This window comes from Sediminitomix flava (genome assembly GCF_003149185.1).
Lineage (GTDB): Bacteria > Bacteroidota > Bacteroidia > Cytophagales > Flammeovirgaceae > Sediminitomix > Sediminitomix flava.
This window is the reverse complement of sequence record NZ_QGDO01000001.1, coordinates 1,728,088-1,754,028: the sequence shown is the minus strand read 5'-3', so window position 1 is coordinate 1,754,028 and position 25,941 is coordinate 1,728,088. Positions and strand designations below refer to the sequence as shown.

At 36.8% G+C, this 25,941-nt stretch carries 20 protein-coding genes; 13 read left to right on the top strand and 7 right to left on the bottom strand.

What is annotated here, in order from left to right; genetic code table 11:
• Positions 1–83: 83 nt before the first annotated feature.
• Positions 84–1,166 carry a class II fructose-bisphosphate aldolase gene (gene fbaA / locus BC781_RS06925; protein WP_211323671.1) on the bottom strand — a complete coding sequence of 361 codons (1,083 nt, stop codon included), beginning with the start codon at positions 1,164–1,166 and terminating at the stop codon, positions 84–86.
• 473 nt (positions 1,167–1,639) lie between these two features.
• Positions 1,640–3,514, bottom strand: a complete 1,875-nt coding sequence (locus tag BC781_RS06920) for an ABC transporter ATP-binding protein (RefSeq protein ID WP_245935585.1) — start codon at positions 3,512–3,514, stop codon at positions 1,640–1,642.
• Between the two features lie 222 nt (positions 3,515–3,736).
• Between BC781_RS06920 and BC781_RS06915 the strand changes: the two genes are divergently transcribed.
• On the top strand, positions 3,737–4,249 hold the full coding sequence (locus tag BC781_RS06915) for a MarR family winged helix-turn-helix transcriptional regulator (protein ID WP_109616604.1): 513 nt from the start codon (positions 3,737–3,739) through the stop codon (positions 4,247–4,249).
• Between the two features lie 27 nt (positions 4,250–4,276).
• Here BC781_RS06915 and BC781_RS06910 read toward each other — a convergent pair whose 3' ends face one another.
• A complete protein-coding gene (locus BC781_RS06910) occupies positions 4,277–5,827 on the bottom strand; it encodes a hypothetical protein (protein ID WP_109616466.1) in 1,551 nt (516 codons plus the stop codon).
• Positions 5,828–6,012: 185 nt separating this feature from the next.
• Between BC781_RS06910 and BC781_RS06905 the strand changes: the two genes are divergently transcribed.
• From BC781_RS06905 to leuB, 4 genes are all read left to right on the top strand, one after another.
• Complete coding sequence (locus tag BC781_RS06905; RefSeq protein WP_109616465.1) at positions 6,013–7,167, top strand: 2-isopropylmalate synthase; 1,155 nt, start codon at positions 6,013–6,015, stop codon at positions 7,165–7,167.
• Between the two features lie 54 nt (positions 7,168–7,221).
• Complete coding sequence (gene leuC / locus BC781_RS06900; RefSeq protein ID WP_109616464.1) at positions 7,222–8,625, top strand: 3-isopropylmalate dehydratase large subunit; 1,404 nt, start codon at positions 7,222–7,224, stop codon at positions 8,623–8,625.
• Between the two features lie 176 nt (positions 8,626–8,801).
• Positions 8,802–9,398, top strand: a complete 597-nt coding sequence (leuD, locus tag BC781_RS06895) for a 3-isopropylmalate dehydratase small subunit (RefSeq protein WP_109616463.1) — start codon at positions 8,802–8,804, stop codon at positions 9,396–9,398.
• A gap of 65 nt (positions 9,399–9,463) precedes the next feature.
• Entirely contained in the window at positions 9,464–10,543 is a 1,080-nt protein-coding gene (gene leuB, locus BC781_RS06890) for a 3-isopropylmalate dehydrogenase (RefSeq protein WP_109616462.1), read from the top strand.
• Between the two features lie 103 nt (positions 10,544–10,646).
• Here the strand turns inward: leuB and BC781_RS06885 are convergent, their stop codons facing one another.
• From BC781_RS06885 to BC781_RS06875, 3 genes are read right to left on the bottom strand one after another with little or no spacing between them, the layout of a single operon-like run.
• Positions 10,647–11,675, bottom strand: a complete 1,029-nt coding sequence (locus tag BC781_RS06885) for a hypothetical protein (RefSeq protein ID WP_109616461.1) — start codon at positions 11,673–11,675, stop codon at positions 10,647–10,649.
• 11 nt (positions 11,676–11,686) lie between these two features.
• Positions 11,687–12,502 carry a hypothetical protein gene (locus BC781_RS06880; RefSeq protein ID WP_109616460.1) on the bottom strand — a complete coding sequence of 272 codons (816 nt, stop codon included), beginning with the start codon at positions 12,500–12,502 and terminating at the stop codon, positions 11,687–11,689.
• A gap of 1 nt (position 12,503) precedes the next feature.
• Positions 12,504–13,124 carry a hypothetical protein gene (locus BC781_RS06875; RefSeq protein WP_109616459.1) on the bottom strand — a complete coding sequence of 207 codons (621 nt, stop codon included), beginning with the start codon at positions 13,122–13,124 and terminating at the stop codon, positions 12,504–12,506.
• A gap of 255 nt (positions 13,125–13,379) precedes the next feature.
• Between BC781_RS06875 and BC781_RS06870 the strand changes: the two genes are divergently transcribed.
• Positions 13,380–14,534, top strand: coding sequence for a M48 family metallopeptidase (locus tag BC781_RS06870; RefSeq protein WP_109616458.1), 1,155 nt, complete (start codon positions 13,380–13,382; stop codon positions 14,532–14,534).
• A 107-nt stretch (positions 14,535–14,641) separates the two neighbouring features.
• On the opposite strand, the gene BC781_RS06865 is transcribed toward BC781_RS06870, so the two are convergent.
• Positions 14,642–15,424, bottom strand: a complete 783-nt coding sequence (locus tag BC781_RS06865; RefSeq protein WP_109616457.1) for a DUF481 domain-containing protein — start codon at positions 15,422–15,424, stop codon at positions 14,642–14,644.
• 329 nt (positions 15,425–15,753) lie between these two features.
• Here BC781_RS06865 and pheT point away from each other — a divergent pair, with 329 nt between their 5' ends.
• The 7 genes from pheT to ahcY all read left to right on the top strand — a co-directional run bounded on the left by pheT (position 15,754) and on the right by ahcY (position 25,870).
• Positions 15,754–18,168 carry a phenylalanine--tRNA ligase subunit beta gene (gene pheT / locus BC781_RS06860; protein ID WP_109616456.1) on the top strand — a complete coding sequence of 805 codons (2,415 nt, stop codon included), beginning with the start codon at positions 15,754–15,756 and terminating at the stop codon, positions 18,166–18,168.
• Positions 18,169–18,463: 295 nt separating this feature from the next.
• Positions 18,464–20,869 carry a coiled-coil domain-containing protein gene (locus tag BC781_RS06855; RefSeq protein WP_109616455.1) on the top strand — a complete coding sequence of 802 codons (2,406 nt, stop codon included), beginning with the start codon at positions 18,464–18,466 and terminating at the stop codon, positions 20,867–20,869.
• A gap of 12 nt (positions 20,870–20,881) precedes the next feature.
• Positions 20,882–21,166 carry a cell division protein ZapA gene (locus BC781_RS06850; RefSeq protein ID WP_109616454.1) on the top strand — a complete coding sequence of 95 codons (285 nt, stop codon included), beginning with the start codon at positions 20,882–20,884 and terminating at the stop codon, positions 21,164–21,166.
• 132 nt (positions 21,167–21,298) lie between these two features.
• Complete coding sequence (gene rny, locus BC781_RS06845) at positions 21,299–22,900, top strand: ribonuclease Y (RefSeq protein WP_109616453.1); 1,602 nt, start codon at positions 21,299–21,301, stop codon at positions 22,898–22,900.
• Between the two features lie 79 nt (positions 22,901–22,979).
• On the top strand, positions 22,980–23,312 hold the full coding sequence (locus BC781_RS06840; protein ID WP_109616452.1) for a hypothetical protein: 333 nt from the start codon (positions 22,980–22,982) through the stop codon (positions 23,310–23,312).
• Positions 23,313–23,386: 74 nt separating this feature from the next.
• The gene (gene ruvB, locus BC781_RS06835) at positions 23,387–24,418 is read left to right on the top strand and encodes a Holliday junction branch migration DNA helicase RuvB (protein ID WP_109616451.1); all 1,032 of its coding nucleotides are present in this window, start codon (positions 23,387–23,389) and stop codon (positions 24,416–24,418) included.
• Positions 24,419–24,562: 144 nt separating this feature from the next.
• Positions 24,563–25,870, top strand: a complete 1,308-nt coding sequence (gene ahcY, locus BC781_RS06830) for an adenosylhomocysteinase (RefSeq protein WP_109616450.1) — start codon at positions 24,563–24,565, stop codon at positions 25,868–25,870.
• Positions 25,871–25,941 lie beyond the last annotated feature (71 nt).

Here is a 25,941-nt window from a genome sequence, read left to right as displayed (position 1 = left end):
ATGAAATTATGAAAATAGAAGGCAAAGAAAAACCTCTCCAATAAAGTATTGGAGAGGTTATTATTCTCAAGGGTTGAGAATAATTATAGTGTATTAACGTTGTTCAAATCTTCGAACGCTTTTTTCAAACGAGCAATCATTGTTTGCTCACCTTTTCTTAACCATACACGTGGGTCATAGAATTTCTTGTTTGGCTCATCAGCACCTTGTGGGTTACCGATTTGTCCTTGCAAGTACTCACGGTTCTCAGCTTCATAAGCTCTGATACCGTCCCAGAATGCCCATTGTGTATCAGTATCAATGTTCATTTTGATTACACCGTAACCAATAGCTTCTCTGATTTCTTCTACAGAAGAACCTGATCCACCGTGGAATACGAATTTAACTGGCTTGTCAGCTTCAGTGTTGAATTGCTCTTTGATGTACTTTTGAGAGTCATCCAAGATAGCAGGCTTCAATACAACGTTACCTGGCTTATATACACCGTGTACGTTACCGAAAGCTGCAGCAACCAAGAATTTGTGATCAACTTGACCTAGCTCTTTGTATGCGTAAGCTACTTCTTCTGGTTGAGTGTAAAGACGAGATACGTCAACATCAGAGTTGTCAACACCATCTTCCTCACCACCAGTGATACCAAGCTCGATTTCAAGCGTCATACCGATTTTGGCCATACGCTCAAAGTATTGCTTAGAGATAGCGATGTTCTCTTCGATTGGCTCCTCAGAAAGGTCAATCATGTGAGAAGTATACAAAGGCTTTCCGTGTTGCTTGTAGAACTCTTCACCAGCGTCCAATAGACCGTCGATCCAAGGCAACAATTTCTTCGCAGCGTGGTCAGTGTTCAAAATCACGCGTACTCCATAAGCTTCAGCTACTTCGTGAACGTGTTTTGCAGCAGAAACAGCTCCAATGATAGCTGCTTTTTGACCGTCGTTGCTTAGTCCTTTACCAGCGTAGAACTGAGCACCACCGTTTGACAATTGAATGATAACAGGAGCATTCAATTCTTTCGCAGTTTCCAATACAGCGTTTACAGTATCAGTACCTACACAGTTTACTGCAGGAAGAGCAAAACCTTTCTCTTTTGCATATTGATATAAGATCTCTGCATCTTCACCAGTTACTACACCTGGTTTAATGTTTTTTACGATATCAGTGGACATTGGAAATAATTTTTCTGTTTTGTATAAAAACTAATTTCGTGAGCAAAGATACTAACTCTACCTTTTTTTTGGTATAAGCACATCACTTGAAAATGATGACTTATGTTAGCTTACGAGAAGATTGAGAGTATTTTATGGTAGAAATCTGATTAAAATTCTCTCAAGGCTTTTCAATTTGTTGAGATTACGATTGCTCAAAATCGTTTAATAGGTCTTGAAAATGACCATTTTTGATTCCTTTTTCTTTCAGATAGAACATCATTTGCTCTAAAAAAATCCATTTGGAATTCTAAAGTCTGAGAAATGTAATAAGGATTAAAATAAGGAGGGAAAACGCTTGGTTTTATAAAATATTAACTAGTGTGATTTTGACACATTTAATAATGTGGAAAATAACCAATCTACAGGCTCCATATGCGATGGAGCAGGTTTAGTATTTGATAATGAGTAGGGTAATAGTTTAAAGGATAGAGTTACCAACTTCTGCGCGCTGCAAGTTTACTTCTTTTCTCAATCTGCTTTTTCTTACGCTCAATCATAGCCTTTCGGATATCTTCAGATGTACCCTTAGGTATCGCGTTGATCAGTTCTTTTGTATATGAATTTCTCGGACGGTTATAGACTTTTTTAGCCATATCCAACTCTACAATTCTACCATCTTTCATGACCAAAATACGATCAGCCATGTATTTAACAACTGAAAGGTCGTGCGAAATAAAAATATAGGTAAGGTTACGCTCTCGCTTCAAGTGGTTTAGCAAGTTCAAAACTGTAGCTTGAACAGATACATCAAGTGCTGAAACAGATTCGTCACAGATAATAAATCGAGGATTTAGAGCTAAAGCTCTAGCAATACAGATACGTTGGCATTGTCCTCCTGAAAATTCATGGGGGTATCTGTCAAAGAAAGCTTCATTGAGGTTGACTGTTTCAAGCAGTTCGATGGCTTTTTCTCTACACTCTTTTTCAGTAGGGTAGAGTTTGTGTACCATCATAGGCTCCATGATTGCTTGACCAATAGTCTCTCTAGGGTTTAGAGCTGAATAAGGATCTTGAAAAACAATTTGCATGTCTTTTCGAAGACGTTGCTTTTCTCTGGAAGAGAGCTGAGAAATATCTTTTCCATCATAGATGACCTCACCGCTAGTCGGCTCTGTAAGTTGAAGTATAGTTCTAGATAAGGTGGTTTTTCCACAGCCCGATTCACCTACAAGTCCGAGTGTTTCACCTTCAAAAACTTCAAAGGAAACATCATCAACGGCTTTATGCCATTCTACTGTTTGACCTAAGAAATTCTTTTTGACTGGATATGTTTTACATAGATTTTTTACCTCCAATATTGGCTCTTGTGCATACACGAAATCTTGCTCAAACTCCTTTTTATATATAGCATTCTCGTTTAGCGCAATATTTTCATAGAGAAACTTGAATTTCTGATTACTTACAGACTCGATACGTCCATTGGGTAAAAGACGCAGAAAATCACTTACAACAGGTAAGCGTCCGATCTCGATATCCATTCTTGGACGACAAGCAAGTAAACCTTTGGTATAAGCATGACGAGGATTGTTGAAGATTTCCCAGACAATTCCAGTTTCAACAATATTTCCTTTATACATAATACTTACTCGGTCTGCAATCTCAGCAATAACACCAAGGTCATGAGAAATAAAGATACAAGCTGTATCAAGCTCGTAACGCATTTCTTGTAAGATTTCTAAGATTGCTTTTTGGACAGTTACATCAAGTGCTGTTGTAGGTTCATCTGCTATAAGAAGGGGAGGACGGCAAATAAGTGCCATCGCAATCATGACACGCTGACGTTGACCTCCAGAAAGCTCATGAGGATACGATTTGTAGACTTTCTTAGGGTCTTTTAGCTTGACCTTTTTGAAAAGTTGTAGTACCCTACGTCTCGCTGCAGATTTTTGAATTGGTTCGTGAGCTAAAAGAGCTTCAATCACTTGGTCGCCACATTGTACAACAGGATTGAGAGAACTCATAGGATTTTGAAAGATCATCCCGATTTCTCCGCCACGAATAGACTCAAGCTCTTTTTCAGAAAGTTGAAGCAAGTCAACCATTCCAAGTCGTTTACTTCGGAAAAGGATATTTCCGCTAACTCGAATATTTTTTCTGTTTTTGAGAAGGTTTAAAATACTAAGTACCGAAACAGATTTTCCAGAGCCTGATTCGCCTACAATGCCGAGTGTTTCACCACGCTCAACTCTAAAGTTAATCTGGTCAACTGCTAAAAAGCTGCTATTTCCAATTAGGAATTCAACCTTTAAGTTTTTTACATCGAGTATGAAATCTTGGTTGAATTGTGTACTTGCATTCTCCATCATAGTCTCCAAAGCTGAAAAAAATTAAGATCGTTCTATCACAATATGAAACGTTGAATAGGATAAGCTTACTACTAAACTTAGGCTATAGGGATAAGAATCAATAAAATCTCACTAAATAGTCACCGTTATCAAGACATAAATTTAAGACTTTTGTTCTTTATCTGAACGCTATCCACTTAAAATTTCACAATTTAAGAACAGATTTTATTCAATTTTATGATCATGTCTGATACAAAAAAATCTGATCTTCAAACCGAAGATAAGAGTGCTAGAATCGAATACCGAATCCAAACAACAAATTTCAAGACGCCTCAGATGAAAGCAATGTTTGAGATTTTAGTAACAGCAAATGCAATTACAAGCAGACATAATTCTTTTCTGAAACCGTATAATCTTTCCACTCAACAGTATAATATCCTAAGAATGTTGAGAGGCTCTTTTCCTTCTGCCCTAACTATCCATGATATTAACGATCGGATGATCGATCGATCGCCTAATACAACCCGAATGATTGATAAATTATTACCTAGAGATTTAGTAACAAGGTATCGTTCTGATTCTGATAGGAGGGTGGTATATGTAGAAATAACAGAGAAAGGCTTAAATCTTTTGGTTGAAATAGATAAAGAATTAGGAACCTTCAAGAAGTTTTTGGACAATATAAATGTCGAAGAGGCGGAACAATTATCTGTCATTCTAACAAAGTTACGCTCAGCTAATATTGGCGATTTTTAAGAGTAAAAAAAGAAAGATAGTATGAAACTATCTTTCTTTATGACTTGTATATTTTTCTTTGATCACTTCTTGAATTGGGGTATTTGTAATTTTACACTCTAGCCAAGAAATTAGATCAAGGTAGTTGAATGGTCTTCGTTCATAAGGATCTTCACGAAGTTCAATGAGCTTTTCTCGAAGTGAGACAAACTGCACTTTCAGTTCTTCTTGGTTTGAGATTTTGCCTAATTTTCTCAAAAACTTGAAGATTTCTTCTTGCACCGCATTTTGGTCATTCATTTTTCCTAAGAAACGATAAACAGACTTCACCTGATATTCAACCAAGTCATCATTTCCCATCTCAAAGTGTGCAACCAAACTAAGTATACGAGCAAAACAATGGATGTCTTCACGAAGTCGTGTGTCTCTGTATGAAATGATTTTGTTCAGATAGAAGATACATTTTGAGTTATCTCCAGCTCCAAAGTACATACATGCAATTTTGTAGTAGAAAACTAGAATTCTATGATTGTCTAGTTTTTCTGCATACTGTGCAATGCGTTCCTCAATTTTAGGCGCAAGGGAAGTACCTTCCGTAAAAGTCCCTTCCGCAAAATGCATATTCAGACGAAGTGTATATTCATACAGAAACCCTAGAATTTCCAGATTCTCATTCATCTTTCCTGCATATCGCTCTTCAAATTGGAGTAGAGAATCTAGAGCATATTGCATCTGATCTTGTCTACCCAGTAAAAAGACTGTTTCAGAGAAATAATGAATTCCTTTCAAGTACCACTCTGGCTCTCGGTCTAGAAGGTTAGGGTGTTCGTGGAAAAGCTCAATCCATTTTTGAGCATAACGATAACATTTTACAAAATCTTGAATGATAAAGCTGTACCAAACATGACAGATGTACCAATACAATTTTTCGGTACCGCTAAGCTTTTCGGGGTCAAGTTCTGGCAGACGAGTAAAAAAGAACGATTTTACTCTTTTGTAATCATCAATATTACGAACATGCCCGGCTTTAATATAAATACCATAAAGAGTAAGCGATAAATTGGAAAGCTGATGTAGGTGTGCAATTTTATTGCGAGTACTACCTGCTTCGCTAGTCAATTCCTCAGCTCTATTTCTTAGACTTCGGGTGATATATTGTTGCTCAATAATCTTTTCAAATTCTATGACTTCCAACTTTAATGTGAAACGCTCATAGGTATCCGCCATTTGACGAGTTTTATCCAAAATTTTAAGACTTTGCTTATAAAGTCCTTTGAGATAAAGAACTTGGGCAAAGTCAATTTGCTCTCGGATTTGCATATCAATATTCCGAGCAGCACTATTGAGTTTTAAGCTGGTTAACAGTTGTTTGTATAAATGTGCTTTCAGATTTGAAAGTTGTGCTTTTTTTATATTCGTTTTCTCAAGAATAACTTTTTCATCATAATGATCTGACTTATCCAACACATCGAAAAGCTGGATAAATTTCATCCCTTCCTTGTTACTTGTGCGCTGTGCATAGAGCTTAAAACTACGCTTTTCAGACTTTGTTAGAGATTTAATTAGCTGAAAAAGATGTTCCGTTTGTTGGTTGGGCATTGTAATTATTGTTTGATGCTTTCTGCCCTAAATTACTAAAAAACGAAGAAAATCAAGCTCAACTCACAACTTTAGAAATTGTAAGGCCTTATAGATTTAAGTTTTTCAATCGTTTTTTCTCTTTCTAGCTTGCAATCTCTTAGAAAAAATAGAACGAACTCAATATCACTACATTCATATAAGTTATGGAACATGTTGCAATTTTCGATACAACTTTGAGAGACGGGGAGCAAGTCCCAGGTTGTAAGTTAAATCAGAGTGAAAAGATTGAAATCGCTTTAGCACTTGAGAAACTCGGAGTGGATGTAATTGAAGCTGGATTCCCAATTTCGAGCCCAGGTGATTTTACTTCTGTAAATGAAATTTCAAAAGTTATAAAGAATGCAACAATATGTGGACTCACAAGAGCTGTGAAGAAAGATATTGAAGTAGCTGCTGAGGCTTTGATCCCTGCAGTTCGTCCACGTATTCATACAGGAATCGGAACTTCAGATAGCCATATTTTCCACAAATTACGTTCGTCAAGAGAAGATATCATTGAAAGAGCCGTATCTGCTGTCAAATACGCTAAACGTTTTGTTGAAGACGTCGAGTTTTATGCAGAAGATGCAGGTCGTACAGATAATGAGTTCTTGGCAAGAGTAGTGGAAGAAGTGATCAAGGTTGGTGCTACAGTTGTGAATATTCCTGATACTACAGGATACTGTTTACCTGAGCAATACGGAGCTAAAATCAAATATTTGATGGAAAATGTGAATGGTATCCACAAGGCTACTATTTCTACACACTGTCATAATGATCTTGGTTTGGCTACTGCAAACTCAATTGCAGGGGTGCAATACGGAGCTCGCCAGATCGAGTGTACGATAAACGGTATCGGAGAAAGAGCGGGAAATGCTTCTTTGGAAGAAGTTGTCATGATTATGCGTCAGCATAGAGATATGAACGTACAAACAGGAATTGATTCTAGAGAATTGACAGGTTTGAGTAACCTAGTGTCAAATAGAATGAAAATGCCTGTTCAAGCCAATAAAGCCATCGTAGGAGCAAATGCTTTTGCACACTCATCAGGAATTCACCAAGACGGTGTGATCAAGAGTCGTGAAACTTACGAAATCATCGATCCAGCAGAAGTAGGTGTTGATCAATCTCAGATTGTATTGACAGCTCGTAGTGGTCGTGCAGCCTTGAAGTATAGAGCTTCTAAATTGGGCTACCAAGTACGTCATGATATGTTGGAAGAGGTGTACAGAAAATTCTTAAACGTAGCGGATCAGAAAAAAGAAGTAGTTGATGCAGATTTGCATACCATTTTTGCTGAAACTCCTGCAGCTGTTTAAGTATCAATAAGAGCGCATATAACCAAGATAAATTAACAAAGAGACACATAAGAGATGGCTAAAACACTTTTCGATAAGATTTGGGATAGCCACGTTGTTGAACACGTGGAAGGGAATCAAGAGATTCTTTATATCGATAAGCACTTTATTCATGAAGTAACAAGTCCGCAAGCCTTTGCCGGAATTGAGAAACGTGGAGTAGAGCTTTTCAGAAAAGATAGAATCCTCGCTACCGCAGATCACAACGTTCCTACGAAAGACCAACACTTGCCAATTAAAGATTCATTATCTCGTTCGCAAGTGAATAAATTGACAGAAAACTGTCATAATCATGGTGTGAAACTTTATGGTTTGGGACACCCTTATCAAGGGATTGTACACGTTATCGGACCAGAATTAGGTTTCACTCAACCAGGTATGACTATCGTTTGTGGTGATAGCCATACTTCTACACACGGCGCATTTGGAGCAATTGCATTTGGTATTGGTACATCGCAAGTAGAACAGGTGATGGCTACACAATGTCTATTGCAAACAAAACCAAAAACGATGCGAATTACTGTTGATGGAGAGTTAGAAGAAGGTGTTACTTCAAAAGACATCGTTCTTTACATCATTTCTCAATTAACAGCTGGTGGAGGAACAGGTCACTTCATCGAATTTGCTGGTAGTGCAATCCGTTCGCTTTCTATGGAAGCACGTATGACGGTTTGTAATATGAGTATCGAGATGGGTGCTCGTGGTGGAATGATCGCTCCAGACGAAACAACTTTCGAATATATTAAAGGAAGAGAATTTGCACCTCAAGGTGAGTCTTACGATAAAGCTGTAGCTTATTGGAAGACACTTTTCACAGATGAGGATGCGACTTTCGATAAAGAATATACTTTCAAAGCAGAAGATATTCAGCCTATGCTTACTTACGGTACTAATCCAGGAATGGGTATCGGAGTACAGGAGAATATCCCAACTGCTTCAGATGCTTCTAACCCTGATTCTTTCAAAAAATCATTGGAATACATGGGCTTGGAAGAGGGACAATCATTATTGGGTAAGGAAGTAAACTACGTTTTCATTGGTAGTTGTACCAATAGTCGTATCGAAGATTTACGAGAAGTAGCTGCTTTCGTAAAAGGAAAGCAAAAAGCTGACAATGTAACCGCACTGATTGTTCCAGGATCTAAACAAGTCGAAAAACAAGCCAAAGAAGAAGGTATTGATAAAGTACTTTTTGAGGCAGGTTTTGAGCTACGTGAACCAGGTTGTTCAGCTTGTTTGGGAATGAACGAAGATAAAGTGCCTAAGGGCGAATATTGTGTGTCTACTTCAAACCGTAACTTCGAAGGACGTCAAGGACCAGGCGCTCGTACGCTTCTTGCAAGTCCTTTGATGGCTGCGGCTACAGCAGTAACAGGAAAGATCACTGACGTGAGAGAACTGATTGCTGAAACGGTGTAAAAGTAAAAACTACATTTTCGTTGAGTTGATGAATCGTTGAAAAGTTGAATTGAAAATATAGTATATGATTCTTTTCAATTGAGTTTTCTAACAATCGAAGTCTCAACTCTATTCAACAATTCAACAAGGCAAAGCCTTAATTCGACAATTTAACGGAGCTTTAGCTCCCAATAAATATGGAAAAATTCGAAACATTACAATCGGGCATCATTCCATTGCCGATTGAAGATATAGATACAGACCAAATTATTCCAGCTCGTTTCCTTAAGGCTACGACAAGAGATGGATTTGGTGAAAACCTTTTCAGAGATTGGCGTTATTTTCCTGACGGTTCACCAAAAGAAGATTTTGTCTTGAATGACAATACGCATGAAGGCAAGAGAATCTTGGTGGCAGGGAAAAATTTCGGATGCGGATCTTCTCGTGAGCATGCTGCTTGGGCTATTCACGATTACGGAATCAAGGTGGTTGTTTCCAGTTTCTTTGCAGACATCTTTAAAGGAAATGCACTAAACAATGGTGTACTTCCCGTACAAGTAAGTCAAACGTTTCTAGATAAAGTCTTTGAACTTCAAGCTTCATCAGAAGTGTCTATTTCAGTAGATCTAACTACTCAATCAATCAAGGTAGAAGGAACAGATTTGGAAGAGACTTTTGAGGTCAATGACTATAAAAAAATGTGTTTGTTGAACGGCTATGACGATATTGATTTCTTGCTGAGTAAGAAAGACAAAATCGAAGCTTTCGAAGCACAACGACAAGATATTTTTTAAACAGAATATAAAAAGAGACCTAGTGGAAGCTGGGTCTCTTTCAACTTATAACGCGCAGATCAAAAATGGCAACTAAAAATATAGCAGTACTAGCAGGTGATGGTATCGGACCTGAAGTAGTAGCACAAGGAATTAAAGTATTGGATGCAGTAGCAGAAGTGTTCGGACATACGTTCAATTACACAGAAGCTTTGGTAGGAGCAGTTGCAATTGATGCAACAGGAAATCCACTACCAGAAGAAACACTTGAGGTTTGTAAAGCATCTGATGCCGTATTTTTCGGAGCAATCGGTCATCCAAAATACGATAACGACCCGAATGCGAAGGTAAGACCAGAGCAAGGTTTATTGGCACTTCGTAAGAGTTTAGGTCTTTTTGCAAACATTCGTCCTGTAACTACTTTTGAAGCCCTTATCCATAAATCTCCATTGAAAGAGGAGAAAGTTAGAGGTGCTGACTTAGTTGTGTATAGAGAATTGACTGGAGGTATCTACTTTGGTGAAAAAGGTAGAAACGAAAAAGGTGATGAGGCATATGACAACTGTGCTTATTCTACGGGTGAGATTGAGCGTATTGCAAAACTTGCTTTCGAAGCCGCTCAAAATCGTAGAAAGAAACTTACGCTAGTTGATAAAGCAAATGTATTGGAAACATCACGTTTGTGGAGAGAGGTTGTAAGAGGAATGGCTTCATCATACCCAGATGTAGAAGTAGATTATATGTTCGTGGATAATGCCGCTATGCAACTGATCCAATGGCCTTCTCAGTTTGATGTCATCTTGACTGAAAATATGTTTGGTGATATTATTTCTGATGAAGCATCTGTACTTACGGGTTCTATGGGATTATTACCTTCTGCTTCAATTGGAGCAAAAGTAGGAATGTATGAGCCTATTCACGGTTCTTATCCACAAGCAGCAGGACAAGATATAGCGAACCCAATGGCTACAGTTCTTTCAGCAGCTATGTTGTTGGATGGTATCGGAATGTACACGGAAGGAAATGCCGTAAGAACAGCCGTAGACAAAGCGATCTCTGAGAACTATGTGACAGAAGATTTAGATAAAGAAGCAGCTAAGAAATGTTCTGAGGTTGGAGATTATCTAGCTGAATTGGTGAAGGCAAATGTACAAGAAAGTATTTAACGCTTAGGAGCGATACTTATTTATCGTGAGGTAGTAATTGGCTATATAGAAGTTTTAGAACGATAAGGGTTTAAGTACATTGTGCTTAAACCCTTATCTATAACTAAATATTAGCGGTTTTAATCATGTTAGAAAAGGTTTTTTCTTTAATCTTACCAATATTGCCAATAGTGCTAATTCCCCCTGTATTTGCACTAAGTAGCATGCCACCCATTGAAGGCATAGCGAAGCCCATATATTTACCAGACGCTCCATCAATAATACAAGTTGAGAAAATGACAGTAGTAGATGACACCGTAGGGATAACTAATAGGAACGCATAATCAGAAGACTCCTCTTTAAAATACTTTTCGTACTCTACATCGGTAACCAATTTCACAGGATATTTATATAACTTTTTTAGTTGACTAAAAGAAAACTTTTTATGTAAGGAGCTATTTTTGACAAGTAAGGTTTTATTTTTTAGCTCTTTAGCATTTTTGGAGATCTCTGCATAGAATCCTTTTTTGGTGATTTTCTCACCTTTCATTCTATTAGTAATTGTCATTTTTATGTTTCTAATCCCAAACTTACTAGAGATAAATGAAGGATATGGTTCGGGTAAGTTGACAAATACTATTGGACCTTTTAGAGAAGATGCATATATCTTCTCACCTCTATTAAGGATTAATGCATGGTGAAGTTCTCTAAATTTATGATTCGCTTGATCTTTCTCTCCTATAAGTTCAGGAGCTAGGATAACGTAACTTGAAGGTAATTGACCACTAGAACGAGAATATTTATAAGAGGTGAAGTGTAGTACAGCATATTTTTGCTTTTGTTTCTTACTCAATGAGAGAAACTGATCTTGAGGCATGTACTCAACTTTTTTATTGAAGTCCCACTCTTTAGTGATCAATTCTTTTACATAGCTGTTGAATTCTACGTATGTATTTTGGATTTCATTGAGCTTTTGTTGACCGTATTTTTTTGTTATTCTCTTTTGCGTTTTTGCAGGAATACTGACCTCAAGAACTAGCAATGTACGATCTTTTATCTCTTGAAGGTGTTTTACATTGGTTTGTTGGAATTGAGCATGACAAAAATTACTAATAACCAATAATGGTGTTACTAATAGTAAAAAAAATTTCATAGGAATGTGTCTTATTTAAAATTTGGTTTGAATTTTATTTGTCCTTTTAAAGAATATAGCTTTTCAGTAGAGTCAATACTCCAAGTATATTTTATATCGCAGAATGAGATAATTATATAGTCTTCAACTTCACTTACATATATGGTTCCTTCTTCAACTTGTCTATAGTTATTATAGTCTAATATTATCATGACCTTTTTTGTGCCTGACTCTAAATATTGGGCTGTTGTACTATGGTATTCTCCATTCATTGGAATCTCAGAGAAATAAAATTTTAGTCCTAAAGTACCCCCTGAAGTAGATACTTGATACTTACCAAAAGCTGGAGATAGAGTTTCATAAACTTTACCAATTTTAGAAGTGGCACCATTGTCGATAATTTCATTATCATTTAATTCACATGGAACTTCAGGAAGAGGTGGATACCAATTAGCTACAAAGCTTTGCATTTTCCCTTTTGACATTCCACACTCATTTATAGAAAAAGGATAAAAGAAATATTCTTGTCCTAGTATTGCATTAAACTCTGCACTAAATTCTCCTAATGAGGAATTTACTATGATTTGATTTTCTGATAAAACTCCGTTGGAGTCTGTACTTAAGTAATAGCCATTTGCTATAATTTCATATGCTCCTTCATTAATTACTTCAGACACAAGAGTAGTAGACCCATTAGTGGAGTCTTGTTGATAGTAACTGTTTTCAGAGATAAGAGGTGTACATTGGTCATAATCTTTAAATAAGTCAAAGTTCATCTCATCAAGAAATGCGCTACAAGATTGAAATAATAGTATACATACTATGGATGGATAAAATTTTAATTTCATTTTAGTCAAAATAATAGATGAGGGATATAGAGTTTTTCCAGTAAGAAGATATGTATTGGTCTTCGGTTAAAAAGATTGGTTTACTCAATGAAATAGTAAGATCAAGCTGATTCAAAAGGATTGCCTTTACGCCGATTCTTGGACTAAGACCAATTGCTTTTTCATTGATATTACTCAATGTAGTTGTACTCCCTTCAAAATCTGAAAAAGAACTATAGGAGTTGTAGAATCCATATGCTTCAAAGCCTATTATAGGGCTAATGACAGATTCAAAAAATTGATAATCTAATATCATTCCTAAATAAAATGATTTATAATCTCCCATCATTTGAAAACCTGATGAAATAATGTGGTCATTAATTACTCCAAATGTCCATAAAGTATCTTGTGTGGTATTAAAAGATTGGTAGCCTACAATAAAAGATGAGTGAACACCTTTTTGTAAGAAAGTTTTTTTAGTATCATTAGTTAGAATTACTTCATAGCTGATAGATGGCTTGTATGCATTAGCAAAATCATTACTAGGTTTTACAAATGAGGTTTTAAGACCTATCTGCGCATTGGTCTGTAATGAAATTACAAATACAGTAAGGAATTGTAGTATAAAAAAAAGATACTTCATTTGAGGTTAAAAAGTTTGATATTGTCATTTAGTGTGCAAAGTTATATACTTCATTGATTTTAGCAAATATTAATTAATTGGATTATTTATAGATAAAAAAAAGGTTAAAGCTACATGTATGTTGAAAACAATGTATCTAAGCCTTTTAACTTTAACTATTAAAATATTTACATAAATTGAACTTAGTAGATTACTCGTCATTTACTTGAGTAAGTATTTTTTATCCGATTTATTTTTTACAAAGACATAAATTCAATGCAAAGCGAAAAGACTTTTCAAACTGATTACCGTAAATGGATCACTTTCAATAAAGTTTTAGGTGAGTACAAACATCTATTTGATCTTTATAATGTACTGGAGCAGTTAAGCTCCAAAGGTTTGTATCAACTTACAAAAACAGAAGAGGAAGGAGAAACCAAGTATTTAATCGAACAAGAAGGATTTGAAGAAGCACTTCTTATTCAAAGTGAAACAGAAAGAAAGTTATGCTTAGAATATCTAAAAGAGCATTACTTACCAAAAGAAAATATTGAGGGGTGGTATCAGGAAAAAGTAGAGACTGAAGACCGTTCTCAGAATCTCAGTTATCAAGAACATGATCCAACCTTTGTTCCTAAAAGAGATATCGAGTCGGTTAAGGTTCATCCTAAAGAAAGACGTTATCTAAAGATCAAGACTTTTATTAGTGTGCTTTTCTACATTGTAGTAGCAGTGGGTGTAGTAATAGCAGCTTTAGAAAATCCAAACCCTGTGATGATTGTAGCCAATATTATTGGTGTTTTACTCTATATCGGTATTATAGCTTTTGCACAACGTTTCCTTCATGGTTTATTTATTGGAATGATGAAAGGAAATGCAGTAAGGCTGAATAAATCTCAGTATCCTGAAATTTATGATATCGTAGAAAAGCAATCTGAAGAAATTGGACTGAAAGAAGCCCCAGAGGTGTATGTTGCTTATGGACCTTTAAATGCTTTTGTAACGAAGTTTTCAAGAAAAAAATATCTTGTGCTCTATTCTGAGGTATTGGAAACAGCCAATGCAGGAAATTATGATATCATGAAGTTTGTGATTGGTCATGAGTTGGCACATATCAAACGAAATCATTTAGGTAAGGCATGGTTATTCCCTTCGTTGTTTATCCCAATTTTAAGTTTAGCCTATTCAAGAGCTTGCGAATATACTTGTGATCGTTATGGTGCACATTTTTCAGAACAAGGAGCTTTTGAAGGAATTTTGGCTTTAACGGCAGGGCCACATATTTATGCAAAAATTAGCTTGAAGAGTTTCATAAGAGATGCTGCATCTCAAGGTGGATTTTTCGTTTGGTTTACGGAGAAGTTTTCTACACATCCACACCTTGTTAATAGAGTCTTAGCCCTAAAAAGCTACACGAAGATGGGGCTATAGAAAAATGCTCAATAGTCGAAATAAATCTTTAAAAGTCATGGAAGTTTTCAGATTTGAATTAAGACATTATTCGATTCAAATCTGAAGACTTTTTTGCTTTTATAAAATTAGAATGAAAGCGTTAATCCGTTTTGAATGGTGTAGTTTACTTTATCTATAGCTATGATTGGTTCATTTTCGTACCAGTATGAGAAGCTTGTGGTAAACGCCCAATGTTCAGATAGCTTTATATTAAAATTACCTGTTGCACTAAGGCGGTATTGACTCAAACGTTCAAATGGAACTTGGTAATAGGAAATGACATTGAAAAATAGCTTGTCACTAATGTCCCAATTCACCGAGAGGTAAGATGCGATTTTGAAAAACTGTGTTTCCCTAAAACTTCCAATATTTCCTTGTTCTTCATTTTCTTCTTGCCAGAGTTCGTGTTCGAACATAGCTCCCAATCCCACAGAAGTTTTGAATTTTTCTCCTTCCTTCAAATTATAGCGAGCATCAGAACCGATAAGGTAACGTTCTTTCAAACCTCTGACATTATCGTATTGTAATTGAGTGAAGATTTCGGGAGATATCTTCCAAATCTTATAAATATTTGAACGGAGGTGTAGATAACCGTTACTGATAAGTTGTTCTCCATTTCCTTTCAAGAAATTCATATTCCCGATGAAATAGTAATCAGCATTTTGTCCTAAGTGTGCGGCATTCGTCTCAAAGCTAAAATCCAGTGTTTTGGTTTGTTGGCTTTGTAGCGTATAGGTACCTGTAAAAGCACCTAACCAAACATTGGTAGTGTCTTCTTGAAGTCGAACAGCTTCTACATTTAATATTTGGGCATTGACACCCATAACACTGATAAGGACTAGTAAAAGGGAAAAGAATATTCTCTGCATTCTAAAAAGGATTATTTAATTTTTACAAAAATATAATGGATTAAAGGAAGTGAAAAGGTTTTGTTAGGAAAAGCTGTTAATAAGTAATCTGAATACAAGGCTTTTGCGATTTGGAGGGATCAAATTTTAAAAGTAGAGATAAGTTGAAGCCAAAAATACATTGTTCCTTCAACCTTCCTTAGATACAAGAATTTACTTTAGTCTCCATCATTCTAAAAAGCTGATGAATGTATGGTGGCTATTCTTGAATATATTCCTATTTTTGTTGTTTCATTAAAGAATGTGATTTCTAACGAATAAATAACTTTCCAACTGGAAATAATTAAGCGATGAAGATTTCAATTGACTGGCTTAAAGAATATATAGATTTCGATAAATCTGCAGAAGAGATTGACCACATCCTAACGATGGGTGGACTTGAAGTAGAAGGTATCGAGAAGTTTGAACCAATTGAAGGCGGATTAGCTGGATTGGTAATTGGTGAAGTAGTTGAATGTGGTAAACACCCAGGTGCAGACAAGCTTAGCTTGACTAAAGTTGATGTTGGAGGTGAAGAGTTACTTCCAATTGTTTGTGGCGCACCAAACGTAGCAGCAGGACAAAAAGTTGTTGTGGCTACAGTGGGTACAATGCTTTACCCTTCAGAAGGCGAGGCATTCAAAATCAAGAAAGGGAAAATCAGAGGTGAAGTTTCGATGGGAATGATCTGTGCCGAAGACGAAATCGGTTTGGGTGCATCTCATGACGGAATCATGGTTTTGGATACTGATGTTGCAAACGGTACTCCAGCCGCTGATTACTTTGATTTGGATACAACAGATGTTGTTGAGATTGGTCTTACTCCAAACCGTGTAGATGCAGCATCGCATTACGGTGTGGCAAGAGACTTGAAAGTGTTGTTGGAAAAGGAAATCAAGTTCCCTTCAACAGAAGCTTTCAAAGTAGCCAATACAAACCGTACGATTGCTGTTGAGGTAGAAAACACAGAAGCTTGTCCAAGATATACAGGTCTTACAATTTCTGGTTTGACGGTAGCACCTTCTCCTGAGTGGTTACAAAACAGATTGAAGTCAATTGGACTGGCACCAATCAACAACGTGGTAGATGCAACAAACTACATCATGCACGGATTGGGACAACCACTTCACGCTTTTGACGCCGATGAGGTAAAAGGTGATAAAATCGTTGTAAAATTAGCTAACGAAGGAGAGAAATTCGTTACGCTTGACGAAGAAGAAAGAACATTGGCAGCTGCAGATTTGATGATCTGTAATGCTGAAGAGCCAATGTGTATTGCAGGTGTTTTTGGCGGATTGCATTCAGGTGTTTCTGACAAGACGACTAGCATTTTCTTGGAGTCGGCTTACTTCTCGCCAGATTTCGTAAGAAAAACATCACAACGTCACGGTATCAAGACAGATTCTTCTTTCCGTTTCGAGAGAGGAACTGACCCTAACTTGCCAGCCGAAGCTTTGAAAGTAGCAGCATTGCTTATTCAAGAAGTGGCAGGTGGTGAAGTGTCTTCAGAAGTTGTAGATACTAACTCAGAAAGAGTAGCTGACTTTGTAGTCAATGTAAAATATAAACACATCGACCGTTTGATCGGTAAAGAAATTCCAAAAGAAGAGGTACACCGTATCTTGGAAGGTTTGGAAATGACTTTCCTTTCAGATAGCGAAGAGGAATTCACAATTTCAGTTCCTCCTTACCGTGTTGATGTTCAACGTGAGGCAGATATCATTGAAGAAATCCTTCGTATCATCGGATTCAATAGTGTTGAATTGAGCGAAGATTTACATTCAGACTTCTTGGCTCACTTCCCTAAGAAAGACAAAGAAGTACTTCAAGCGAAAGTAACTGAGATGTTGGCAGGAGCAGGCATGAACGAAATCATGACCAACTCACTAACCACACATACTTATGCGGAAGCTGTTGAAAGCCTTAATTCAGAGAAAAACGTTGAGATTCTGAACATCTTGAGTGCAGACTTAGATGTGATGCGTCAAACATTGTTATTCTCAGCTTTAGAAGTTGTAAATCACAACGTAAACCGTCGTCAAACGAACTTGAAAATGTTCGAATTCGGTAAAATTTACCGTAAAGAAGAAAACGGTTACGAAGAAGATGCGAAGCTTTCATTGGTAATGACTGGTGATGTAACTGAAGAAAGCTGGAGAGCGGCTTCAAAACCATCAACTTTCCATGACCTTCAGAAATACACAAACTTCATTTTCCAAAAATTGAATATTCTTGATATCGATCAAGACTCTTTGGAAGATGATCGTTTCGCTTACGGATTGTCATTGAGCAAAAAAGGAAAACACATTGGTGTAATCGGAAAAGTTGCTCCTAAAGTGGCTAAAGTAGTAGGTGTAAAACAAGAAGTATTCTACGCTGAGTTGGATTGGTCAGTAATGCTTGATTTGTATTCTGCAGATTACGTATTCACTGAAATTCCTAAATATCCTGCAGTACGTCGTGACCTTTCATTGGTAATGAGCTCGAGCACTAAGTTTGCTCAAGTGAAAGAATTGGCAATGAAGACAGAACGTAAATTGTTGAAAGACGTCAATGTATTTGACGTTTACGAAGGCGAACACTTGGAAGAAGGAAAGAAATCTTATTCGGTAAGTTTCATCTTGCAAGACACGCAAAAGACGCTAAATGATAAAGCTATCGATAAGGTGATGAAGCGTTTGATGTCATCTTTCGAGAGAGAATTAAATATCTTGATTAGAAAGTAATCTTCTTGATTGAATTTTAATCAAAACAAAATCAATACCTCTACAGAAAATGCACAATGTTTTCAGTAGAGGTGTTTTTTGTTTTGTAGATTTCTACCTAATATGCAGAACTAAATGATATTTTTATCCTACAATAGTCCTATACTGTGGATTAAAATTTGTATTTTTTTGTGGATAAACATCATATATTAGTTTTATCTTTATTTTTTTAAATAACAATGACCCGAAAGGAGATCGCGAAAGCAGTTCTCCAACTTAAAGTGTACTCTCTAAGTGGGGCAGGGCAGTATAAGAATTGGAGGAGAATGAGAGAGCTATACAATCATCTAAATGGGAGTGGAATATGGTAGATTCTAATCTTGATAAAGTTGTAGTAGACGTCAGTTCAAACATAGAAAGCTTGTTTGATGAGCTTTTGCATGTCAAAAAAGAAGTCAACCAACTTACAGTAGTCAATAAAAACCTACAAGCTACTGTGGATAACCGCGAAGCTGATTTGGCGGTTTTGAAAAAACAAGCAGAAGAATTTATTTCTCAAATTGAGGCTTATACAGCCGAACGTGATGCTTTGAAAGAACAAGCAGAGCAATTGGCGTATACCAACAAAGAATTTGAGAGTGTCTTAGAGCGACATCAAAAAGAATTGGTGGAACTCCGAAAAGAAAATAGATACTTAAGGTCAACGTGGGAAGCTGATCAGTATATCATTCGAGGAAAACAAAAAGAAGTCTACCAACTCCAAGAGCTCCTTAAAGAAACGCATAATTCTTATGCAGAAGAGCTTAGTTATTTAAGAACAAAGAGTGTAGATACTTCTTTGCTAGATGCTAAGGAAGAAAAATATCAAGCTCTTTTATCAGATTATAATTTCCTTCTACCTCTTTTCAAATTAAAACAAGCTGAAGTTCTGAAGTTGCAAAATTACATTGCAGCAACAGGACAGCAAGCAGCTATTGATAAGCGTGTAGAAGAAAATCTGAAAATTAAAAAGGATAAACTTATTGATTGGCGAATTACCGCTTTCAGAAATATGAAGGATAGAGCTGAGAAAGATGTCGCTCAACTTCAAATATTGCTGAAGGCTAAAATGGATGAAGTTTACTCACTTCAATCTTTGGTAAAAGACAACCAAAAGGCATATACAAAACAGTTATCAGAGCTTAAAGCGAAAGCCTTAGATCAGTCAGAACTTGAGGCTAAAGAGTATGAGATACAATCAATTCGCTCTGCTGAATATTTCTTGAAGACAAGCTTGAAGCAAAAGCAAGCTGAAGTATATCGTTTGCAAAATGATTTAGCGACACAAGGACGAGAAGCTTTAATCAAAAAGCTAGAAGTACAAGAGAATGAGGATTTCTTGAAATGGCAACTTTCAACTTCAAAAGATTTGAAAAATCAGTGGGAGAAAGAGGCTATTCAACTAGAAACGATTCTCAAAGCTAAAATGAATGAGCTTTATCAGTTGCAGTCTCTTAGCCATGAAAATTGGAAAGATGCAGCCGAGTTAGGTCATCAAGTAGAAGGACAGCAACAAAAAATTGATGCTTTAGAGCAAAATCAATTGACGTTAGAAGATACTGCTATAACTTCAAATGCAATCGATAGCGTTCCTGCTTCATTATATATCGCAAAGCAAGAAGAGGTTTATCGTTTACAGGCACTTAACAACCAAAACTGGAAAGAAAGTGCTGAAAACAAGAATGAGAAAAATCTCTTAACCGAAAAATTTAATGAAGCAGAAGAACAGACAATCGTTCTTGAAATTACGAATGAAGATTTATCAACTTCAGAGAGTGTTCCAACTTCGCTTTACTTGGCTAAACAGAATGAAGTTTATGCTTTGCAAAGCTTAGTAAAAGGGAATCACCTTGAAGCAAGAGCTAAGTTTTTAGAAAAGAAAACGAATTCTAAAACAAAAGTAGCGAAGCTAAAAGGGAAAAATGCAGAATTGAAGCATAGACTAGCTGAAGGAAAAAAAGCATTAGTACTTTCTGAAGATTTACTAAAAGCAAAACAAGTTGAAGTTTATCGACTTCAAGAGTTAGTGCAGTCAAACTATAGAATTTCTTTACAAAAGAAACTTTCTGAAAAAGAGGAAGTAAATGTGGTTTCTACAGATTCGACAGAAGTTCTACTAAATGAGGTGATTGCAGATAAAAAACAATTAGAACGTCATTTAATAGCAAAGCTTCAAGAAGTTTATTCTTTACAGCATCTGGTAACCGAAAAAGGAAAAGACCGTAAAGTATTCAATAGTGATTTTGATTCTAATGATGAAGAACTAGAGTTTCTACAACTGGAATTGGAAGAGCTAAAAGAAAAATTAGAGGATAGAATAGAAGAAAATAATATGCTATGGGAGTTGGCCGAACAAGCCAAACTTAAACTCTCAAGTAATGAAGGAATTTCGGTTAATAGCGAAGTATTAAAACAAGAAAATCAGGAAGTAAACAGTCTTGTTGAAAATCTGACTTTAGATCATGAGTCGGAGAAGTTGGCAACAAACTTGCAAGAAAGCACAAAAACACAGCTTTCAGAGGAGAATGAAAGCGTAAATGATTTTCAATATCGGTCGAATTTTACTAGAATTGTAGAGTCGTTGGGAGGTGAAGAAGGAGATCCTAAAAAGTTGACAGAAGCAATTGATAACTATATTCAACAGATCGACCACTGTATCAAATATATAGACCGTTTGATTTAGGAGGGCACATTCATGGAGAAGATAAATATAAATTTAACTATATCTGGCAAAAACTACTCCCTGAGAGTGGATCCTGAGGAAGAAGGCTTTCTCCGAGCTGCTGCGGAATTTCTGAACAGCAAGCTTGAAGAAAAGCAAGATCAGACAGGTATCCGCAATGTGCAAGATTTGTTAACCATGGCAGCATTTGATATTGCTGTCGCTTTTCTAAAGTTGAAAGATGAAAATGAGCTCGCGCAGCAAAAAATGCATGAGATCAACAGTTTAATCGTTGAAAAATTAAGAAAAGCCGAATAATTCAATTCTTTTTAAACTCGATAATTTACCCTGATCCCTTTCCCCACGCTTTATTATATATTGAGGATGGTGAGATCGCTTTTGCATTTTGTGAATGATCCACCGAATCACATTATTTAAGCAAGATCAAAGATGGATATAACACTTATTATTGCATCGGTAGTATCGCTTGTATTGGGGGTACTATTTGGCCGTTTTGGGCTTAGAAAACTTTTCCAGAGATGGGAACACGATGCGCTCAAGAAAGCAGAAATGATTGTAAAAGAAGCTGAAATCAAAGCTAGTGCAATCAAAAAAGAGAGACAGTTAGAGGCGAAGGAAAAATTCTTGAAACTTAAATCTGATTTTGATTCGGAATATAATCGTAAGAAAAACCAATTAGCCGTAAACGAAAATAAACTTAAGCAATTCGAGAACCGCATTAAGCAAAATGAGCTTAAGTTTAAGCAAAGAGAAGCTTTACTAACGAAAGAGCGTGATCAAATCAAGCGTAAGAATGATGAGCTTGATCGTGAACGCGAAGAAGTAAAAGGGCAAAGAGAAGCAACGCTAAAGGCTCGTGAAAATGTTGAAAAACTAAGACAAGAGCAGATTGCTAGCCTTGAAAAAATTGCAAACCTTAAAGCTGATGAAGCTAAAGAGCAGTTAGTAGAAGCATTACAAGATGAAGCTCGTGCAAGTGCTTCTGTGTATATCAAAGATATCATGGAAGAAGCGAAGCATACAGCTACAAAAGAGGCTAAGAAAACGGTTATCACAACCATCCAACGTACAGCCGCAGAACATGCAATTGAAAACTGTGTATCTGTGTTCAACTTGGATAGTGATGAACTGAAAGGTAAAATCATTGGTCGTGAAGGACGAAATATCCGTGCCTTAGAAGCAAGTACAGGTGTTGAAATCGTTGTAGATGACACTCCAGAGGCTATCATTATTTCAGGGTTTGATCCTGTAAGACGTGAAATTGCACGTGTATCTCTTTCTCGTTTGGTTGCCGATGGTCGTATTCACCCAGCACGTATTGAGGAAGTAGTTTCTAAAACACGTAAGAATATTGAAGAAGAAATCATGGAGCTAGGTGAGCGTACAGCTATTGATCTAGGTATCCACGGTCTGCATCCTGAACTAATCAAAATGGTTGGTCGTATGCGTTTCCGTTCTTCTTATGGTCAGAACTTGTTACAGCACTCTAGAGAAGTAGCAAATCTGACAGCCACAATGGCAGCTGAACTTGGCTTAAATGCTAAGAGAGCTAAGAGAGCAGGTCTTCTTCATGATATCGGAAAAGTTTGGCCAGAAGAGTCAGAATTGCCACACGCAATTTTGGGTATGAATCTAGCCAAAAAATACGGAGAGCATCCTGAAGTATGTAATGCAATTGGAGCTCACCACGATGAGATTGAGATGACGACTTTGATTTCTCCAATCGTTCAATCTTGTGATGCAATCAGTGGTTCTAGACCTGGTGCTAGACGCGAAATGATGGAATCTTACATCCAACGTCTGAAAGATCTAGAAACACTAGCAATGAACTTCAAAGGAGTAAACAAATGCTATGCTATGCAAGCTGGTCGTGAGCTTCGAGTATTGGTAGATGCTGAAAATGTATCTGACGTAGAAGCAGGACAATTGTCATTCGATATTTCTCAAAAAATTGAGAAAGATATGCAGTACCCTGGTCAGATCAAAGTAACCGTAATTCGTGAAATGCGTTCAGTAAACTACGCGAAGTAATCTGAAAAAGATCATTTAAATGATAAATAAAATGCCTTGAACATTTGAGTTTCAAGGCATTTTTGTTTTCTATATAGCTATGGAAAGTGCATACATCAGAGAGATTATTAGGGAGCAGCGAGAACAAGATGATTATAGTAAGCAGCTTGATTTAATAGTGAGGCAACAAGATTACCTTCCACCTCCTACACTTAAACAAGAAGAACGTTTGCTGATCATTTATACTAAGATTTATAGACTTTCACTCGATAAGGGATTTGAATTACCTTATTATGATATCTGGTCATTTATTCTGATGCAATGTGCTTGGAGAGAATATATCTCAAGAGATGAACAAAACTTCGATGCTACTTTCAGAAGAATATTGAATAATTCTTTTGATAATTGGCAACGAAAAGCTGATTCCTTGTAAACGAATTAGTTAGGCTTTTTCTAGGAAATATTCTACATTTGCAAGCGTATATTAGAATAAGAATATACAATTCTATGAGAGAAGACTATTTAAAAGGCGATAACGATAATTTTTCTCCAGAAGAAAGAGATTACGAAAAAGCATTAAGACCTCTTTCTTTTGAAGACTTTACAGGACAGCATAAAATTGTAGAAAATTTAAAAATTTTCGTTCAAGCGGCTGTAAAAAGAGGCGAACCTCTTGATCACGTACTTCTACATGGCCCTCCCGGTCTAGGAAAAACAACACTTTCCAATATCATTGCAAATGAAATGGGTGCTGAAATTAAGATTACTTCAGGGCCTGTTTTGGAAAAGCCAAGCGATCTTGCTGGTTTATTGACCAATTTAAGTGAAGGAGATGTTCTATTTATAGATGAGATTCATCGATTGAATCCAGTAGTTGAGGAATACTTATACTCAGCAATGGAAGATTATCGAATAGATATTATGTTGGATTCTGGACCGAATGCGCGTACCATTCAGATCAGTTTGGAACCTTTTACCCTAATTGGAGCTACAACAAGGTCAGGTTTGCTTACAGCACCGCTTCGTGCTCGTTTTGGTATCAATGCTCGATTAGAATATTATGATGCAAAGCTTTTGTCTTCTATCGTAAAACGTTCTTGCAATATCATGGAGGCACCAGTAGAAGATAGTGCAGCCTACGAAATAGCAAGAAGAAGTAGAGGTACTCCACGTATCGCCAACAATCTTTTGAGACGTACTCGTGACTTTGCCGAAATTAAAGGCAATGGAACAATTACGATGGAAATTGCTCAAATGGCATTAGATGCACTCAATGTCGATCATGATGGTTTAGATGAAATGGATAACCGTATCCTTTCAACGATCATTGAAAAGTTTAATGGTGGACCTGTTGGGTTGAATACCATCGCAACAGCCTGTGGAGAAGAAGCAGAAACGATTGAGGAAGTTTATGAACCTTTCTTGATTAAAGAGGGCTATTTGAAGCGAACAGCTCGTGGACGTCAAGCGACCTTAGAAGCCTTCAGACATCTAGGAATCGCGCCTCCGCAAGATCAGAGCCAAGGATCTTTATTCTAAAAAAAAGAATCATTTGAAAGAAATTCATTTTTTCAATCACAAGTAAACAAATCCGAGTATTTGGAAGTTTGTGAAGGGAAGAATTTACTTTCTTTATATAAATTGTTTAGTCACTAATTCATTAATTATAAACCCGCAATTAAAGTGGAAAAAACTACCGTAAAATACAAAGTCAAAGACATCTCACTTGCTGAGTGGGGGAGAAAAGAAATCAGACTAGCAGAAGCTGAAATGCCAGGATTGATGTCTCTTCGTGAGGAGTACGGTGCAAGCAAGCCTTTGAAAGGTGCTCGTATTGCAGGATGTCTTCACATGACAATCCAAACTGCAGTATTGATTGAGACTTTGGTAGAGCTTGGAGCTGACGTTACTTGGTCATCTTGTAACATCTTCTCTACACAAGATCACGCTGCTGCTGCTATTGCTGCTGCAGGTATTCCTGTGTTTGCTTGGAAAGGTATGAATGAGGAAGAGTTTGATTGGTGTATCGAGCAAACTTTGTTCGCTTTTGAAGATGGAAAGCCATTGAACATGATCTTGGATGACGGTGGAGACTTAACAAACATGGTCTTGGATCGTTTCCCAGAGCTAGTGAAAGATATTAAAGGTCTTTCTGAAGAAACTACTACAGGTGTTCACAGATTGGTTGAGCGTCAAGAAAATGGTACGCTTCCAATGCCTGCAATCAACGTAAATGACTCAGTTACGAAATCTAAATTTGACAACAAATATGGATGTAAAGAGTCATTGGTAGACGGTATTCGTCGTGCTACAGATGTAATGATGGCTGGTAAAGTAGCTGTTGTTGCTGGTTACGGTGATGTAGGAAAAGGTTCAGCTGCTTCTCTAAGAGGTGCTGGAGCTCGTGTAATTGTAACTGAGATTGATCCTATCTGTGCATTGCAAGCTGCAATGGACGGTTTTGAGGTGAAGAAAATGGACAACGCTGTAGCTGAGGCTGACATCGTGGTAACTACTACTGGTAACAAAGATATCATAGTAGGTCGTCACTTCGAAGTTATGAAGGACAAAACTATCGTTTGTAACATCGGTCACTTCGATAATGAAATCGATATGGCTTGGTTGAATGGTAACTATGGTTCTACTAAAGAGAACATTAAGCCACAAGTTGACCTTTATAATGTAAACGGAAACGATATCATCATTTTGGCTGAAGGTCGTTTGGTGAACTTGGGTTGTGCGACTGGTCACCCATCATTCGTAATGTCTAACTCATTCACTAACCAAACTTTGGCACAAATTGAATTGTGGTTGAATTCAGACAACTACAAGAATGAGGTGTATATGCTTCCAAAACACCTTGATGAGAAAGTTGCAAGATTGCACTTGGCTAAGATTGGTGTTGAATTGGATGTATTGTCTGACGATCAAGCATCTTATATCGGTGTGACTCCAGAAGGTCCTTATAAGCCAGAGCACTACCGTTACTAATCATATATTTTATGATAACACAAAGCCCTTCTTGGAAACAGGAAGGGTTTTTCTGTTTTTAAGAAGGGCTT

Bases quoted from the DNA above. Each gene is read 5' to 3' on its own strand.
- fbaA (WP_211323671.1), bottom strand. From the start codon at position 1,166: ATGTCCACTGATATCGTAAAAAACATTAAACCAGGTGTAGTAACTGGT.
- BC781_RS06920 (WP_245935585.1), bottom strand. From the start codon at position 3,514: ATGATGGAGAATGCAAGTACACAATTCAACCAAGATTTCATACTCGAT.
- BC781_RS06915 (WP_109616604.1), top strand. From the start codon at position 3,737: ATGTCTGATACAAAAAAATCTGATCTTCAAACCGAAGATAAGAGTGCT.
- BC781_RS06910 (WP_109616466.1), bottom strand. From the start codon at position 5,827: ATGCCCAACCAACAAACGGAACATCTTTTTCAGCTAATTAAATCTCTA.
- BC781_RS06905 (WP_109616465.1), top strand. From the start codon at position 6,013: ATGGAACATGTTGCAATTTTCGATACAACTTTGAGAGACGGGGAGCAA.
- leuC (WP_109616464.1), top strand. From the start codon at position 7,222: ATGGCTAAAACACTTTTCGATAAGATTTGGGATAGCCACGTTGTTGAA.
- leuD (WP_109616463.1), top strand. From the start codon at position 8,802: ATGGAAAAATTCGAAACATTACAATCGGGCATCATTCCATTGCCGATT.
- leuB (WP_109616462.1), top strand. From the start codon at position 9,464: ATGGCAACTAAAAATATAGCAGTACTAGCAGGTGATGGTATCGGACCT.
- BC781_RS06885 (WP_109616461.1), bottom strand. From the start codon at position 11,675: ATGAAATTTTTTTTACTATTAGTAACACCATTATTGGTTATTAGTAAT.
- BC781_RS06880 (WP_109616460.1), bottom strand. From the start codon at position 12,502: ATGAAATTAAAATTTTATCCATCCATAGTATGTATACTATTATTTCAA.
- BC781_RS06875 (WP_109616459.1), bottom strand. From the start codon at position 13,124: ATGAAGTATCTTTTTTTTATACTACAATTCCTTACTGTATTTGTAATT.
- BC781_RS06870 (WP_109616458.1), top strand. From the start codon at position 13,380: ATGCAAAGCGAAAAGACTTTTCAAACTGATTACCGTAAATGGATCACT.
- BC781_RS06865 (WP_109616457.1), bottom strand. From the start codon at position 15,424: ATGCAGAGAATATTCTTTTCCCTTTTACTAGTCCTTATCAGTGTTATG.
- pheT (WP_109616456.1), top strand. From the start codon at position 15,754: ATGAAGATTTCAATTGACTGGCTTAAAGAATATATAGATTTCGATAAA.
- BC781_RS06850 (WP_109616454.1), top strand. From the start codon at position 20,882: ATGGAGAAGATAAATATAAATTTAACTATATCTGGCAAAAACTACTCC.
- rny (WP_109616453.1), top strand. From the start codon at position 21,299: ATGGATATAACACTTATTATTGCATCGGTAGTATCGCTTGTATTGGGG.
- BC781_RS06840 (WP_109616452.1), top strand. From the start codon at position 22,980: ATGGAAAGTGCATACATCAGAGAGATTATTAGGGAGCAGCGAGAACAA.
- ruvB (WP_109616451.1), top strand. From the start codon at position 23,387: ATGAGAGAAGACTATTTAAAAGGCGATAACGATAATTTTTCTCCAGAA.